Raw genomic sequence first — 16,359 nt, 5'->3', positions numbered from 1 at the left:
AATTTAACAAAATAACTAAACAGAAAAAAATGAAAAAGTTACTATTATTGTGTTTTGTATTTGTTTTCTCAAACACATTCTTTGCTCAAGAAACAGAAACGAAAACCAAACCTAAAACAGAAAAAGCCAAATTAACTGCGGCAGAAAAAAAGGCTAAAGAGAAAGCAGCCAAAGAGAAAAAAGAAAAAGCAGCAGCGAAAAAAGAGAAAGCGGCGGCGGCTAAAGAAAAGGCAGCAGCTACTAAAGAAAAAGCAACAGCTACTAAAGAGAAAGCGACAGCTAAAAAAGAAAAAGCAATAAAGGCAACCAATGCTTCCGAAACGGGTAAAGCGAAAGCTGCCGCTGGGAAAACAAAAGCAGCAGCCAATAAAGTAGATGCTAAAGTAAAAGATGAAGCGGATAAAGCCAAATCGAAAACTACAAAAGCAAAGAAAACTGCCGATGAAAAAGTAGTTGTAGCTAAAAAAGAAACGAAAGAAAAAGCCACTAAAACTGTAGCTAAAAAAGAGCGTGTATCTACGGAGAAAGCCAATCCGAACACTAAAGATAAAGTTACGGGAGAATACAAAGGCAGAAAAGTATATACAGGCCCAAGAGGTGGAAAATATTACATCAATAAAAATGGTAACAAAACCTATATTGATGAAGATCAAGTAGAGTAGTTATATAATATATTACACCGAAGACTGTCATTTTATGGCAGTCTTTTTTTATTTTTGAATATGCTAAAAATTGGTCATCGCGGAGCAAAAGGGCACGTGCCTGAAAACACCATCGAATCATTTCTAAAAGCGTTCGAATTGGGCGCTCATGGAATCGAACTTGATGTGCATCTTTCTGCCGATGAAGAAGCGGTTGTCATTCACGACGAAACCGTAGATAGGACCATAAAAAATGCCGCAGGTTTTGTAAAGGATTTTACCGTTGCCGAATGCCAGAAAATTGGGATCCCTACATTGGTCGAAGCGTTTCACCTACTTCCCGAAAATGCGTTTTTAAACATCGAAATTAAAGAACCAAAAGCTACTAAAACCATTGTGGCTGAAATTGAAAAGTTTGTTCGTTTAAAAGAGATTAATTATCAAAATATTGTCGTTTCTGCTTTTAATTGGGAGGTTTTAAAAGAGATTAAAGCCTTAAATGAAGCTATTCAATTGGGTGTTTTAACAGAAAATAATATCGAAGCTGCTTTTGAATTTGCTACAAAAATCAAGGCCTACTCTATTCATCCGTATTTTAAATTGTTGACGCAGGAATTCATTCAAAAAGCAAAAGAAAACGAATTTAAAATTCATACTTGGACGGTTAATTCTCCCGAAGACATTACCTTTGTCAAGAATTTTGGTGTTGATGCCATAATTTCTGATTTTCCTGATCGATTATAATGATACATTACGATATAATTATTGTGGGTGGTGGTGCGGCAGGTTTTTTTACCGCTATCAATATCGCTGAAAACAATCCGAAGCTTAAAATTGCCATATTGGAACGGGGCAAAGAAGTGTTGTCTAAAGTTCGTGTTTCGGGCGGAGGACGCTGTAATGTAACGCACGCTTGTTTCATTCCGAATGATTTGGTTAAATTTTATCCGCGCGGTGAAAAAGAACTTAAAGGTCCTTTTCATCAGTTTTGTAGTGGTGATACCATCGAGTGGTTTTCCAATCATGGAGTGGAACTTAAAATTGAAGACGATGGGCGTATGTTTCCTATTTCAGATTCTTCACAAACGATTATTGAATGCTTTTTAACCGCTACTAAGAATTTAAAAATTGACGTGCTTACAGGGCAAAGTGTACAATCGATTTATGCTTCGGAAACTTCGGAAGCAACCTACTGGAAATTGGACACCAATCATGAATCATTTAAGTGTGGAAAACTAATAATGACTACTGGTAGCAATCCAAAAATCTGGGAAATGCTTGAAAATTTAGGTCATTCTATCATCCCGCCGGTTCCGTCTTTGTTTACTTTTAATATTAAAGATACTCGGATAAAAGATTTAATGGGTGTTTCGGCAGTGGCTGCGGTAAAAGTTAAAGACAGTAAGCTAAATGCATCCGGACCATTACTAATCACGCATTGGGGAATGAGTGGTCCAGGAATATTACGACTTTCGGCTTGGGGCGCTCGTGATTTGGCAGCTAAAAATTATCAGTTTACCTTACAAGTCAATTGGTTGAATGATATGGATTTCGAAAGTGTTTCCGATGCTTTAAAAGCAATCAAAGGAGAAAATGCGAAGAAATTAGTGTCTAAATTTTGTCCGTTTGAATTTCCAAAGCGATTGTGGGAAAGTTTACTTACAGCGGCAGGTATTACAACCGAAAAATGGGCTGATGTTTCCAAAAAACAACTCAATGATTTAACCAATCAATTGACCAACGGACAGTTTCAAGTGAATGGGAAAAGTACGTTTAAAGAAGAATTCGTAACGGCTGGTGGAATCGATTTAAAAGAAATAAACTTTAAAACGATGGAAAGTAAACTGCTAAAAAATCTTTATTTTGCGGGTGAAATTTTAAATATTGATGCTATTACAGGAGGTTTTAATTTTCAGAATGCTTGGACAGGCGGGTTTATTTTAGCGAATGCCATAGCCAATGAATCATAGAAATTGATGGAGTAATATAGAAATAAAAAAATCCCGAGTAATCGGGATTTTTTATGTTTATCTTGAATGCTTGATTAGTTAAAATCAGCTCTATTGTCTTCGATATCAGCATCACGTTTTAGCAAGTAGAATAATCTTCCTGCTGAAGAACCTTTTGACTGCCCGTTTATTCTTGTAATAATATCTTTAACATCTGTAGCTGCTGGAGCTTTAGTTAACGATTTTACTTTGATTTTGAATACACCAGAATTTCCTTCGATAGTTTGTGAAACAACACCTGATTTTAAAGAAAAAGCAGCACCTACAACTTTCGGTTCTGGACCAATCGATTCGATGAATGAACCTGCAGCAGTAACATCTTTAGCTTCTTTTACTGGAGAACCAGTTGCTTTAGAAACCGCTTCTAAAGTAGCGCCAGTCATTTTAGCTTCGATTAATTTTGCTTTTTTCTCATTTCTTAATTTGTAACCAAAAGCATTTTTAGCTTCTTCAATTGGCATTAATCCTGCTTCATTAACTGCTTTAATTCTTGCAATTACATGTCCATTTGGCGTTTGAAAACGTTTAACGTCATCTTTATCTGCTGTGAATGCCCAACGAACGATCTCTCTTTGTGGACCAACACCTTGAATGTTTTCGTCAAGTGCCATTACTTTTGATACCGGAGCAATAGTTAATTTTTCAGCTTTAGCAGCCGCTTCAAATCCTTTTTCTTTTGCTAATACTTCAAATTTAGAAGCTTTTGTAAAGGCAGCATCACTTGTTGCTTCCGAAGGAATGATTTTTTGAGCAATGGTTGCCAAACGAATTCCGTCTTGTTTGTCAGTAACATTTATAATGTGGAAACCGAATTCAGTTTCTACTAAACCAATTTTACCTGTTGGATTTCCAAAAACAAAGTTTTCAAAGTTTTTAGTCATTTGTCCTTTAGAGAAATATCCTAAATCACCACCTTGTTGTTTTGATGAATCATCAGAATTGGTCATAGCTAACATCGCGAATGATCCTGGGTTAGCTTGTGCTTGCGCCAATAATTCGTTGGCTTTAGCTTGTGCTTCTTCTTTGGTTCTGTTAGATTTTGGTCCAGCAGCTCCTTTATATCCAATTAAAATGTGACTCGCTTTTGCATTGATTCCTGATTTTTTTCCTAACGATTTAGAAATACAGTAGTAATCTCCAAACATATATGGACCGTAAGTTCCTCCTTGAGGTGTGTTGAATAACGCTTCAGCGTGATCTACTGGTAAATCTTTTTTAGCGATATAAGTAGAATCGTATTTAATATCAGAATTTGTGTTTACAAACTCAATAACATTGGTTGTGTTTCTGAAACCAGCAACCGTATCGTTTTTACCAGTTGCAGCATTATATACAACAGAAGCATTCATTAAAGAATTTACTTTGTCTTGTACTACTTTTTGATCTGCTGCAGATGCTTTGTCCTCAATCATTACATATTCAATTTCGCGAGAAGCTTCAGCTTTAAATTTTTTCTCGTTCTTTTTCATGTAAGCGATAACTTCATCATCCGATAATTCAACTTTTTTATCATCGATAGTAGAATATGGAACAGATACAACGTCAAAAGTAACTTTGTTGTTTTCTAATCCGTAGTTGAATTTACCTTCTGCTTGAGTGGTATAATACCCTGATTTAATCATGGTATTGTACATTTGCTCTTTTGCAAATTGCGTAATGGATTTTTCGTAATTCAACCATTGCTTCCAGCTTTCTGGTTGTTTTTTCATTGAAGCCAAGAACTCATTGAACTTACCTTTGTCAAATTTACCTGCCTCATTTAAAAATTGTGGGCTTTGAAAATCAGCTTGTTCTTTGATTACATTGATTAACTGATCATCGGCTAAACGTAAACCTACTTTTTCCAATTGGTCTTCTAGTAAAACTCTTTTTACTTCTTGTTCCCAAACTCCATTAGTAGCTTGCATAGCAGTAATGCCTTGTTGGCTTTTTTGCATTGCATCTACTTTTGTTCTAAAGTCTTCAAAAGCAATATCTACTCCGTTAATTGTTCCTGCATTTTTAGAAGTAGTTTTAAAACCACCATTTTCGATTAAAGCACCAATGATAAATGCTAATAATGCTAAACCTACTACTACAGCAACTAGTAATGAACGTTGTCTAATTTTTGATAAAACTGCCATTATATTTATTTTAATTTTTATTCAGTGGGCGAAAATACAATTATCTATGAAATAATAAAAGATGTTGGCTTTTATTTTAATAGAAAGTTTAATTTTTTATTGATTGTTGTTTTTTTGGTCAAATTTTTTAGTAAATTTTCTACGGAAGAAGAACATTCCGATGGCCACGACTCCTAATCCTAAAATGATATACGCATTGCTGTCTCCTGAGTTTAATTTCATTGTGCCATCTATTAAAAATAAGATTCCGGCAACTAAGTAAGCGTATTGTGTGTATTTTAATAAATTCATGGTTATAAATTATAAGTTCCTTTAATTTGTTGGGTGTCTAAATATTTAAAATCTTTACTAAAGTCAATTCCAATGCCATTTATGATGCTTCCTCTGTCTGTAAATCGATACGGCTTTTGGGTAAAAAACCATTCGTTTTTTTGATCATAATACAATTGTTCTGTTTCTAGTTTTTTGCCATCGTGAGTGGTGATAATCACTTGTCCTGTAAGTTCAATAATGTTGGTGCTTCCATAGGAAACAGCGTAATTTGAAGTGACAAAACTTTTGTTGGCATTATCGTCGTAAATGGTCAAATTTATTCCTTTTGGAAATTCATTAAACGGGAATTCGGCAGTAGAAAAATCTAACATTTTTGGAGAAACCAAAACAGCTTTTATTTTGCCAGAGTCAGTATACTTTAAATTAAAATCCTGGGCTTCTCCAACCGGATTAATTTCGGTAATGTTTATTTTTTGAACTTCTTTGAAATTGCTTTCGCAGGAAATAAAAAAAAGTGTTGTTGTAATTAACAACATCACTTTTTTTATAACTATTTGAAATTCAAATGTAAGCATTAGTCAAATTTTCTTTTTTGGAACCATCTGTCGTTAAATGATAATCCTATCGAAATGTTGGTGTAGTTCTCTTGAATTAAACCGGCATTTTTGGTCCCTCTTTTCCCAAACTCACAACCGATATTTATATTTGAAAAAGTTCCGTTTAATGGTAACCCTAATCCTAAGGTAAAGGCAGTATCCTTAATAGATTGAGAATTTACAATTAGACCTGTGTTTTCATGTCTAAATCCACCTCTATAAGTCACTTTCTCTAGGTACTTATTGAAAGAGTTGTATTTTGGTATGAAGTAACCTCCTAAAGATATTTTGTTAGCACTTTCAAACGTTGCTTTCGGATACACGATATCATAATTGGGTTTGCTTAAGAACGCAGATTCAATTCCTAAAAACCAATTTTTACTTTTCCCTACACCAGCACCAAAAGTTACTTTTGAAGGAGTTTTGATTTTAGTATCGGCAATTTCAATATCACTAGAGCCAAAAACCACTTCGACTCCTTGAGAATTGAAGGTTGTTTTGGCAATATTTCTCGAATTGGTTGAATTTAAGCGCATTTCGGGAGAAAAGGTCGCACTACTTGTAAACTCTAATTTGTTAGCTATTTTTGTGGAAAAGGTAAGTCCAGTGTTAAAACTTAGTCCGTTTAACTGAGAGGTGTTTAGTTCTCTTGTATTAAATTGGTTTGTTCCTTTTAAAAAGGTAAACGAGTGTGATATTTCTCCAAAATTGTAAGTCATTTGAGCTCCTACAGATAGTTTCGGATTTATATGATATCCTGCTCCCACAAAAACATTATTCAATCCGCCTTTGCCAATGCTAATTTCTCTTTCGTTGTTTACGTAGTCAACGTTTAATATTTTATATCCAACAGCACTATAGGGCATTAAGCCCAAGTTAAACACAAGTTTGCCTGCTGGGAATGCCATCGCAAGATAATCCAATGAGGTGCGTTGTGCTCTTTCTTCTACTGTACTCGATTTCATCACCGTTGGAGAAAAAGTACCAGCTGCCGTAAAGGTAGTCAGTTTTAAAGAAGACAAAGCGGCAGGATTTTGTAAATTAATATGAATACTATCCGATAGAATTCCTAAACCACCCATAGAGCGATTTTCTATAGTTCCTTTGAATTTTACTTCCCCAATTCCATAGAATGAATAGGGTGATGATGTCGCTTGTGCAATAGATTGAAGTGAGAAGAGGAATAGACCTACTAAAATTATTTTTTTAATCATTGTTGATTTGATATTGATATAAATGATTCAAACTTTCCAGTAAAAAATTTGAATTGGCAAATATGGTATTTTTTAATCGTTTAGCCAAAAAAATAGCATCTCCTCCCGTTAAAATTATGATAAAGTTTTCTTTTTGAAACGTTAACGCATTTATATAACCTTCTATTTCGAAGGCTAAACCGTTTACCACTCCAGAGTGCATAGATTGTTCTGTAGAACTCCCTATCAAATTTACAAGTTCATCCTTTTTTAATAACGGAAGTTTTGCGGTATAATTATGCATGGCTTCATAACGTAGTCGAATTCCGGGGGAAATAGCTCCTCCGTGATAAATATTGTTCTCGTCTACATAATCATAGGTAACACATGTTCCTGCATCGATTATAAGTTTGTTTTGGTTTGGATATTGTAGTGCTGCCCCTGCCGCAAGCACCATTCTGTCAATACCTAATGTTGCTGGCGATTGGTAGTTGTTTGTAAAAGGAAACGGATTTTGTCGGTCAATAAAATGAATTTTTACTTTATCAGAGAATGTTTCAAAAGCCGATTTGTCTATTTTTCCAACAGAAGCGACTACCAAAACAGCTACTTTTTTGAATTGATTTAAAATATTTTCAATTTCATTAAAAAAAAGTTCATGTTTAAAACTTGTGATGTGAATTATCGTATTGTTCTCAAAAACAGCACTTTTAATTTGAGTATTTCCGATGTCGATGGTTAAAATCATAATGATTGCATTGAGGTACAAAGCTACGAATAGATTTTTTTAAAAAATTGTTTTGGATAAATGAAAAATGGTTCTATATTTGCACCCGCAATCAGCAAGTAGAACTGCTTAATGATCGTAAGGTGCCTTAGCTCAGTTGGTAGAGCAACGGACTGAAAATCCGTGTGTCCCTGGTTCGATTCCTGGAGGCACCACCTTCAAAAGCCCACTTAAAAAGTGGGCTTTTTTTATTTCTTACAAGTTCATAATGATAAAGTACAAAAGAGAAGTCGACTAAAATGTAAAAAACCCCTTAAATTATAAAATTTAAGGGGTTTTTGTTTGTTTGATACTTTTGATTTGTACCCGGAGTGGGAATCGAACCCACACACCTAAGTACACGAGTTTGAGTCGTGCGCGTCTACCAATTCCGCCATCCGGGCTTAGGAGAGTGCAAATGTAATTATTTTTTCTAAAAATCATAAAAAATACTTGAAAAATATCTTTTCTACTTCGATTTTATTCCTAAATTTGCACCGCGTTTAGACGCACAACTACTAACTAACTACATTCGAGGTATTTATGAAGAGTGGTCTTTAGATAAAAATAAAGCGATTTCGTCAGGGATATATCGAAATAAAAACAACGAATTAATGCCGCACCTAGAGCCCGAAGCAAAAGTTTTTGCTTGTTCGCAAAGTGTTTACCTAGCTGAAAAAATAGCCGAGAAATACGGTGTGCCGCTAGGAAAAGTAACGTTCTCGCAATATAGTGATGGCGAATTTCAGCCGTCTTATGAAGAATCAATCCGTGGATTGAGAGTATTTATTGTTTGTTCTACATTCCCAAGTGCTGATAACTTGATGGAATTATTATTAATGATAGATGCTGCTAAAAGAGCTTCAGCAAGACATATTACTGCTGTAATTCCTTATTTTGGTTGGGCGCGTCAAGACAGAAAAGACAAGCCAAGAGTGCCAATTGGAGCCAAGCTAGTTGCTAAATTATTGGAAAGTGCTGGTGCTACCCGCATCATGACCATGGATTTGCACGCAGATCAAATACAAGGGTTTTTCGAAAAACCAGTAGACCACCTGTTTGCTTCCACCATTTTCTTGCCATATGTAAAAAGTTTAGGTTTAGATAACTTAACGATTGCATCGCCAGATATGGGTGGTTCGAAAAGAGCCTATGCGTATTCTAAATTCTTAGAATCGGATGTGGTAATTTGTTACAAGCAACGTAAAGTAGCCAACGTAATTGATACCATGGAATTGATTGGTGAAGTAAAAGGAAGAAATGTAATTCTAGTGGATGATATGATTGATACTGGAGGAACATTAGCCAAAGCAGCCGATTTAATGATAGAAAAAGGAGCATTAAGTGTGAGAGCAATTTGTACTCATGCCATTTTATCAGGAGAAGCCTACGAAAAAATTGAAAACTCGCAATTGAGCGAATTAATAGTGACTGATTCTATTCCATTAAAGAAAGAATCAAATAAAATAAGAGTGGTGAGTTGTGCACCTCTTTTCGCAGAAGTAATGAACATGGTGCACCACAACAATTCCATCAGTGGAAAATTTTTAATGTAAGTTTATATTATTAACTATATTTTTTTAAAATGAAATCGATTACAATTAAAGGATCAGAAAGAGAAAGCGTGGGTAAAGTTTCGACTAAAGCCTTACGTAATGCTGGAGCGGTTCCTTGCGTATTATACGGAGGAGATCAACCTGTGCATTTCTCAGCAGAAGAAAAAGCATTCAAAAACTTGGTTTACACTCCAAACGCACACACAGTTGTGATTGAGTTAGAAGGTAAATCTTACAATGCTGTTTTACAAGACATTCAAGTACACCCAGTATCTGACAAAATTTTACACATTGACTTCTACCAGTTATTTGATAACAAAGAAGTAACTATGGAAATTCCAGTTAGAGTGGTTGGAACTTCTCCAGGTGTATTATTAGGAGGGGTATTACGTTTAAACCAACGTAAATTAAAAGTAAAAGCATTACCAGCTAACTTGCCAGATTTTATTGATGCAGACATCTCTGCTTTAGAAATGGGTAATAAATTATACATTACTAAATTAGCTTCTGATAAGTACAAGTTTTTACACCCAGACAACACTGTAGTGTGTCAAGTAAGAATTTCACGTGCTGCAATGAAAGCTGCTCAAGAAGCTGCCAAAGCAGAAAAAGGTGGAGCAAAAAAGAAAAAATAATTAAAGATTATTTTTATATCCCAAAAGGCAACTCATTTGAGTTGCCTTTTTTAGTTACATTGCATTAGTGTAATTTTGTTTCAACAATTTTAAATTAGAGTAATGTTTTTATTTTTCGCTCTCGACCTACCTACTGAAGACTTGCATAGAAAAGACGTTATAATGGCTTCTGTCTTAACAGTTTTTTTTGGATTTTGTTTTCTCCTTTTTTTTATTCAAGTTTTAGAAGTTGTTTACATCAGAACCTATAAAAAGCCATTTTTAGTTTTTACCCATCTTGTTTCAAATAAACTTACAGAGAGTCAACAGTCTTTGTTGGAACATAATTTTTCATTTTATAATCGCTTAAAACCAAAATACAAGCGGTATTTTGAGCATAGAGTGAATAAATTTATATCGCAGTATCATTTTGAGTCTCGAAATATTGAATTAACCGAAGAAATGAAACTACTGATTGCTGCCGTTTATGTTAAATTAACCTTCGGTCAACGCCTGTATTTGAGCAAAGTATTTACGACAATCGTTATTTATCCGAATGCTTATTTTTCAGATAAAAATCAGCAATACCACAAAGGAGAATTTAATCCCTTACTCAAACAAGTTATTTTTTCTTGGGAAGATTTTACAGAAGGGATTCGAATTACCAACGACAATCTCAATCTAGGATTACATGAATTTACGCATGTTTTACATATTGAAACTAAAATTACCAATTCCTTTAAGTCTGTGTTGTTTAAAGAATCGTTACAAAGTTTATTTGGGATACTAGACAATCAAGAGTTAAGAGAAAATTTAATTTCTTCGGGATTTTTTCGAACGTATGCTTTTGAAAATCAATATGAATTTGTGGCAGTGTTGTTGGAATATTTTTTTGAATCTCCCTCAGAATTTAAAAGTCAATTCCCTGAAATTTATCTAAAAGTGAGGCAAATGATTAATTATAATGAAAATCATTTTGTCAGTTCTTGACAAAATCTAAATTAATGTTAAATAAAAATCAAACCTTTAGAGAAGTAAAGAATAACAAGTAGTTTTGTTATATAATCTTACAGATTACCTAACTTTACGTTACTATGAAATTAAAAAATATTGTATACCTGTTATTAGCCTTAGTTTTAGGTGGAATGATTTTTTATAGAATCTCAGCCAATAGTTCCAAAGAAGAAGAAAATGGAAAAGGTAAGAATGGTGGAGACAAAAAACCTTCAAAAGTATCAGGAATTGTTCTTAAACCTCAAGTTTTTTCCGATAATTTATCCCTTTCTGGTTCTATCGAAGCCAACGAGCAAATTGAGGTTCGCAGTGAAGTTTCTGGAGTAGTAGAAAATATTAATTTTCAAGAAGGAAGCTTTGTTTCCAAAGGGCAACAGTTGTTTAAAATTAACGATGTAGAACTTCGAGCGCAACTCTCACAAGCCAGAACCAAACAAACTTTGGCTTCTGAAAATGAAAGAAGAGCAAAATTGTTATTACAAAAAGAAGCCATCAGTCAGGAAGAATATGATATTGCCAGTGCCGATTTTCGTTCGGCGCAAGCACAAAACCAATTGATTCAAGCGCAAATTGCTAAAACTTCGGTAAGAGCACCCTTTTCTGGTAAAATTGGATTGCGTTCTATTTCAAAAGGAACTTACATAACACCAACAACCGTTGTGGCTAATTTGGTCAATACCAATCAGGTGAAAATTACGTTTTCGATTCCGGAAAAGTATGCGACAAAAGTCAAAGTGAATACGGTACTTTCTTTTACAACTTCGGGATCAAAGGAACAATATACGGCCAAAGTATATGCGATTGAACCTGAAATTGAAGAAGCAACCCGAACGTTAAAGATGCGTGCAGTGGCACAAAATTCTAACGGAAAACTAATTCCAGGAACTTTTGCCAATGTATCGTTGCCACTCGAAAATATCAATGACGCTTTGTTGGTACCTACTCAAGCGCTTATTCCGGTGCAAAATGGTAAAAAAGTGTTTGTGTCAGTAAATGGGAAGGCCAAAGAAATTATGGTGGAAACGGGTGCCCGTACAGATAAAGATGTATTGGTGCTGACTGGTTTAAAAGCTGGTGATACTGTTTTAACTACTGGTGTCATGACCTTAAAAGACGATACTCCTGTAAAAGTTAACCTAAAGTAAGATAGCTATGAGTTTATCCACTTTAAGTATCAAAAGACCTGTTTTAACGATTGTACTCAACTTGATGTTGATTCTTTTCGGAATCATTGGGTATACGTTCTTGGGCGTACGAGAGTTTCCTTCTATTGATCCGGCACAAATTTCAGTGCAAACGAATTATTCGGGTGCCAATGCCGATATCATCGAATCACAAATCACAGAACCTTTAGAAAAAGCGGTTAATTCGATTGACGGAATTCGAAATATTTCCTCTTCCAGTAGTTCGGGGAGAAGTAACATCACCATCGAATTCAATTTAGATAAAAATCTGGAAGAAGCCGCCAATGACGTTCGTGATAAAGTGTCACAAGCCGTGCGAAGCTTGCCTCAAGATATTGATGCGCCGCCAGTGGTTTCAAAAGCAGATGCCGATTCGGAACCTATTATTACAATGACGGTTCAGAGTGATAATAAGAATGTTTTGGAGTTAACCGATTATGCAGATAATGTGCTTTCTCAACGTTTGCAAACGATTCCGGGGGTAAGTAGTGTACAAATTTGGGGTATGCGTAAATATGCCATGCGTTTGTGGATCGATCCAAGTAAATTGGCTTCCTACGGATGTACGGTTGCCGATGTGCGTTCGGCGTTGAACAAACAAAATGTCGAATTACCTTCTGGAAAATTGACAGGTGCCAATACCGAATTGACCGTAAAAACTATTGGTAATATCTCTACCGAAGAAGGTTTCAATAATATTATCGTTAAAGCGGAAGGCGATAAAATTGTACGTTTTAGTGATATTGGTAAAGCGGCTTTAGAAGCAGAAAATCTGGAGACCAAACTATCGGATTCGGGTCAGCCAATGATTGGTATGGCCATTATACCACAGCCTGGAACCAATTATTTGGACATTGCAGAGAAATTTTACGAACAATTTGATTTGTTGCAAAAAGATTTACCAAAAGATTTCAAACTGAATATTGCGATTGACAATACGATTTTCGTTAAAAAAGCAGTATTGGAAGTGGCCGAAACCTTATTGCTTTCAGTAATCTTGGTAGTATTGATTATTTACTTGTTTTTTAGAGATTGGGCAATTGCTTTTCGACCGTTGATTGATATTCCGGTTTCGTTGATTGCGACGTTCTTTATCATGTATTTATGTGGATTTTCAGTAAATGTATTGACATTGTTAGCGATTGTACTTGCAACGGGATTAGTGGTAGATGATGGTATCGTGGTCACCGAAAATATATTCAAAAAAGTAGAAGAGGGAATGTCACCCATCGAAGCAGCTATTAAAGGGTCCAATGAAATTTTCTTTGCGGTAATTTCGATTTCAATTACGTTGGCAGCTGTATTTTTGCCAGTAATTTTCTTGGAAGGATTCGTTGGAAGGCTATTCCGAGAATTTGGAGTAGTAATTGGTGCGGCCGTGTTAATTTCTGCCTTTGTATCCTTGACATTGACACCAATGTTGAACGCTTATTTGATGAAAGGAGGCGAACAGAAAAAATCGAAGTTCTATAACATGACGGAACCTATTTTTGAAAAAATGAATTCTGGTTATGCGGAAGCCTTAACTAGTTTTATGAATAAGAAATGGTTGAGTTTTCCAATCTTGATTGCTTGTTTCGGATTGATTTATATTTTCTTTAATATACTTCAAAAAGAGACAGCGCCTTATGACGATAGAAGTTTTCTGAGTGCGCGTGTAACGGCTCCAGAAGGTGCTTCGTACGATTATATGGATCGTTTTATGAATGATTTGACAGAATTAATCAACGATTCGATTCCGGAGAAAAAAGTGAGTTTGATTGTAACTTCCCCAGGATTTGGTTCTTCCGCTGTTAATAGTGGAATGGCTAGAATTGCTTTAGTACAGCCGGGAGAACGTGAAAAAACTCAAAAAGAGATTGCTGAGAAGTTAACCAAATGGACCAAACAATATGCGGAAGCTAAAGTTTCCGTTTCCGAATCACCAACGATTGCCGTAAACCGAAGAGGTGGTTTACCGGTTCAGTTTGTGATTCAAGCACCTAATTTTAAAAAGTTGGAAGAGAAAATTCCGCTCTTTATGGATGAAGTGTCTAACGATCCTACGTTCTCCAATTCGGATGTGAATTTAAAATTCAACAAACCCGAAGTCTATGTCACTATCGATCGAGAGAAGGCACAAAGTATGGGTGTATCGGTTATTGATGTGGCACAAACCTTACAGCTTTCCTTAAGTGGTCAGCGTTTTGGTTACTTTATGATGAACGGGAAACAATACCAAGTGATGGGCCAATTTGATAAAAAAGACCGAAATGCACCCATGGATTTGACGTCCATCTTCGTCAAAAATGATAAAGGGCAATTAATTCAGTTGGATAATCTCGTACACGTAGAGGAGCAAAGTAGTCCGCCACAATTGTATCATAATAATAGGTATATGTCGGCCACTGTTTCAGCTGGTTTGGCGCCGGGGAAAAGTATCGGTGACGGAATTGAAGCCATGGAACGAATCAAAGAAAAAGTATTGGATGAAACCTTTACTACCGATTTAAGTGGCGAATCTCGTGATTTCGAAGAAAGTAGTTCGAATACTTCCTTTGCCTTCGGATTGGCATTATTATTAATCTTTTTAATCCTTGCTGCGCAATTTGAAAGTTTTATCGATCCGTTTATTATCATTTTAACGGTGCCTATGGCCGTAGCCGGAGCATTGTTCTCGTTGTGGTTATTCGATCAGACTTGGAACATCTTCAGTCAAATCGGTACGGTAATGTTGATTGGTTTAGTAACCAAAAACGGAATTTTAATCGTAGAATTTGCCAACCAATTAAGAGAGCAAGGGAAGTCAAAATACGAGGCCATTATCGAGGCATCCGAATCGCGTTTGCGTCCCATTTTAATGACAAGTTTGGCCATTGCTTTAGGAGCGTTGCCAATTGCCTTGTCTTTGGGTGCGGCGTCGACTAGTAGAATCGGAATGGGAGTCGTAATTGTGGGTGGAACCTTATTTTCATTGGCGCTGACATTGTTTGTGATTCCAGCGATTTATTTAATGTGGTCGCGAGAAAGAAAACACCGTCCGGAATTTGATAATGTTGAACAATATGAAAAGGCATAATGAGATGAAGAAGTTTTTGTTTCAAATAGTATGGATAGTATGTATGCCTAAGCTAATGGCTCAGGAGATTTTAACTGTTGATCAAGCGGTGCAAATGGCGCTGAAGAATAATTATGAGATTAAAATTGCGACTAATGAATTAATTGTCGATAAAGAAAATAATAGTGTGGGTAACGCCGGAATGCTCCCGCAAGTGGATGCTACGCTAACCAAAAATAATAGTATACAAAATTCCAAACAAACGCAGTCTAACGGTGATATTAGAGAATTGGATAACGCCAAAAATAACCGCTTAGAATATGGGGTTAATTTGGGTTGGACTGTTTTTGATGGTATGAAAATGTTTGCGCGTTACGATCAATTAAAAGAATTAGAGAAACAAGGCGATGTTCAGTTAAAATTGATGGTACTTACGAAAGTTAGTGATGTTATGACGACATACTTTGATTTGGTGCAACAACAACAATTGATGAAAGCTCTAGATACCACGATTGTGATTTCAAAGCAACGCTTAAGAACTGCCGAAAATCGTTTTTTAATTGGAAAAGCGGCCAAATTAGAAGTGTTGAATGCTCAAGTCGATTTGAATACCGATGCATCTGTTTTGTTGAAGCAAAAGGAACTTTTTGGAATTACTAAAATTCGTTTGAATGAGCTTTTAGCTAGAGATTTGGCAGTTGATTTTGAAGTGGTAGAAGAAGTGGAAGTGGATGATAAATTACAATTAGCGGAATTAAAATCATTAACAGAAAAACAAAATCTGCAACTCCAGTTGGCCTTAATTAATAAAAGAGTGTCCGAATTGGATTTAAAGCAAACTAAAAGCAATCGATATCCAACGGTTCGTCTAAATACCGGTTATACATTTGTGGAAACAGCCAACAGTTTAGGGTTTACTACTGCAACTTCTAGTAGAGGTTTAAATTACGGTCTTACGGCTTCGATTCCTATTTTTAATGGTTTTTCTCAAAACAGAAATGAAAAAGTTGCCAAGTTACAAGTTGAAAATTCGGTTATAGTAGCAGAACAGCAAAAGCAAAGTGTGAATGCACAATTGGCTTCGGCGTATCAAACGTATTTGACGAATGTGCAATTGGCCAAGTTGGAAGAAAATAATGAAGCGATTGCGAAGAAAAATTTAGAAATCACATTAGATAAATTCAGAATTGGAACTATTACAACTATCGAATTCAGGAATGCACAAGAAAACTATGTCAATGCCATAGCTAGGAATAGTAGCGCTAAATTTCAGGCTAAAATTTCTGAAATCGTATTGCAGCAAATAGCAGGAAACATAAAGTTTTAAATAAAAAAAAGCGCTGGAATCAGCGC

General features: G+C 35.5%; 14 protein-coding genes and 2 tRNA genes. 10 read left to right on the top strand and 6 right to left on the bottom strand.

Annotated features, from left to right (window positions below):
* Nucleotides 1–29: 29 nt before the first annotated feature.
* Genes EQG63_RS01200 through EQG63_RS01190 form a run of 3 tightly spaced genes read left to right on the top strand, consistent with a single transcriptional unit; the run spans nucleotide 30 to nucleotide 2,611 of the window.
* Nucleotides 30–662 carry a hypothetical protein gene (locus tag EQG63_RS01200; protein WP_129433542.1) on the top strand — a complete coding sequence of 211 codons (633 nt, stop codon included), beginning with the start codon at nucleotides 30–32 and terminating at the stop codon, nucleotides 660–662.
* 60 nt (nucleotides 663–722) lie between these two features.
* The gene (locus EQG63_RS01195) at nucleotides 723–1,385 is read left to right on the top strand and encodes a glycerophosphodiester phosphodiesterase (RefSeq protein ID WP_129433540.1); all 663 of its coding nucleotides are present in this window, start codon (nucleotides 723–725) and stop codon (nucleotides 1,383–1,385) included.
* Nucleotides 1,385–2,611, top strand: coding sequence for a BaiN/RdsA family NAD(P)/FAD-dependent oxidoreductase (locus EQG63_RS01190; protein ID WP_394343563.1), 1,227 nt, complete (start codon nucleotides 1,385–1,387; stop codon nucleotides 2,609–2,611). Before EQG63_RS01195 ends, EQG63_RS01190 begins: the two co-directional genes overlap by 1 nt.
* A gap of 74 nt (nucleotides 2,612–2,685) precedes the next feature.
* Here the strand turns inward: EQG63_RS01190 and EQG63_RS01185 are convergent, their stop codons facing one another.
* The 5 genes from EQG63_RS01185 to EQG63_RS01165 all read right to left on the bottom strand — a co-directional run bounded on the left by EQG63_RS01185 (nucleotide 2,686) and on the right by EQG63_RS01165 (nucleotide 7,583).
* On the bottom strand, nucleotides 2,686–4,773 hold the full coding sequence (locus EQG63_RS01185) for a peptidylprolyl isomerase (protein ID WP_129433534.1): 2,088 nt from the start codon (nucleotides 4,771–4,773) through the stop codon (nucleotides 2,686–2,688).
* Nucleotides 4,774–4,869: 96 nt separating this feature from the next.
* Nucleotides 4,870–5,064 carry an LPXTG cell wall anchor domain-containing protein gene (locus EQG63_RS01180; RefSeq protein WP_129433531.1) on the bottom strand — a complete coding sequence of 65 codons (195 nt, stop codon included), beginning with the start codon at nucleotides 5,062–5,064 and terminating at the stop codon, nucleotides 4,870–4,872.
* A 2-nt stretch (nucleotides 5,065–5,066) separates the two neighbouring features.
* Nucleotides 5,067–5,621, bottom strand: a complete 555-nt coding sequence (lptC, locus tag EQG63_RS01175; protein WP_129433528.1) for an LPS export ABC transporter periplasmic protein LptC — start codon at nucleotides 5,619–5,621, stop codon at nucleotides 5,067–5,069.
* The gene (locus EQG63_RS01170; protein ID WP_129433524.1) at nucleotides 5,621–6,856 is read right to left on the bottom strand and encodes a hypothetical protein; all 1,236 of its coding nucleotides are present in this window, start codon (nucleotides 6,854–6,856) and stop codon (nucleotides 5,621–5,623) included. Before EQG63_RS01170 ends, lptC begins: the two co-directional genes overlap by 1 nt.
* Nucleotides 6,849–7,583, bottom strand: coding sequence for a type III pantothenate kinase (locus EQG63_RS01165; protein ID WP_129433521.1), 735 nt, complete (start codon nucleotides 7,581–7,583; stop codon nucleotides 6,849–6,851). Before EQG63_RS01165 ends, EQG63_RS01170 begins: the two co-directional genes overlap by 8 nt.
* A gap of 121 nt (nucleotides 7,584–7,704) precedes the next feature.
* On the opposite strand from EQG63_RS01165, the gene EQG63_RS01160 reads away from it, so the two are divergent.
* Nucleotides 7,705–7,777, top strand: a tRNA-Phe gene (locus EQG63_RS01160).
* 148 nt (nucleotides 7,778–7,925) lie between these two features.
* Here the strand turns inward: EQG63_RS01160 and EQG63_RS01155 are convergent.
* Nucleotides 7,926–8,005 (bottom strand) — tRNA-Leu (locus tag EQG63_RS01155).
* 210 nt (nucleotides 8,006–8,215) lie between these two features.
* On the opposite strand from EQG63_RS01155, the gene EQG63_RS01150 reads away from it, so the two are divergent.
* The 6 genes from EQG63_RS01150 to EQG63_RS01125 all read left to right on the top strand — a co-directional run bounded on the left by EQG63_RS01150 (nucleotide 8,216) and on the right by EQG63_RS01125 (nucleotide 16,333).
* A complete protein-coding gene (locus EQG63_RS01150; RefSeq protein ID WP_129433518.1) occupies nucleotides 8,216–9,157 on the top strand; it encodes a ribose-phosphate pyrophosphokinase in 942 nt (313 codons plus the stop codon).
* A 29-nt stretch (nucleotides 9,158–9,186) separates the two neighbouring features.
* The gene (locus EQG63_RS01145) at nucleotides 9,187–9,792 is read left to right on the top strand and encodes a 50S ribosomal protein L25/general stress protein Ctc (RefSeq protein WP_129433515.1); all 606 of its coding nucleotides are present in this window, start codon (nucleotides 9,187–9,189) and stop codon (nucleotides 9,790–9,792) included.
* Between the two features lie 102 nt (nucleotides 9,793–9,894).
* Nucleotides 9,895–10,761 (top strand): zinc-dependent peptidase, encoded by an 867-nt coding sequence (locus EQG63_RS01140; RefSeq protein ID WP_129433512.1) that lies wholly within the window; start codon nucleotides 9,895–9,897, stop codon nucleotides 10,759–10,761.
* 104 nt (nucleotides 10,762–10,865) lie between these two features.
* Nucleotides 10,866–11,930 (top strand): efflux RND transporter periplasmic adaptor subunit, encoded by a 1,065-nt coding sequence (locus tag EQG63_RS01135; protein ID WP_129433509.1) that lies wholly within the window; start codon nucleotides 10,866–10,868, stop codon nucleotides 11,928–11,930.
* Between the two features lie 7 nt (nucleotides 11,931–11,937).
* Nucleotides 11,938–15,027 (top strand): efflux RND transporter permease subunit, encoded by a 3,090-nt coding sequence (locus EQG63_RS01130; RefSeq protein ID WP_129433506.1) that lies wholly within the window; start codon nucleotides 11,938–11,940, stop codon nucleotides 15,025–15,027.
* Nucleotides 15,014–16,333 (top strand): TolC family protein, encoded by a 1,320-nt coding sequence (locus EQG63_RS01125; RefSeq protein ID WP_129433503.1) that lies wholly within the window; start codon nucleotides 15,014–15,016, stop codon nucleotides 16,331–16,333. The genes EQG63_RS01130 and EQG63_RS01125 overlap by 14 nt, the downstream gene beginning before the upstream one ends.
* Nucleotides 16,334–16,359 lie beyond the last annotated feature (26 nt).

The organism is Flavobacterium amnicola (assembly GCF_004122165.1).
In the GTDB taxonomy this organism is placed as follows: domain Bacteria; phylum Bacteroidota; class Bacteroidia; order Flavobacteriales; family Flavobacteriaceae; genus Flavobacterium; species Flavobacterium amnicola.
The sequence above is the reverse complement of the archived record's forward strand: the minus strand, read 5'-3'. Positions and strand labels throughout refer to the sequence as shown.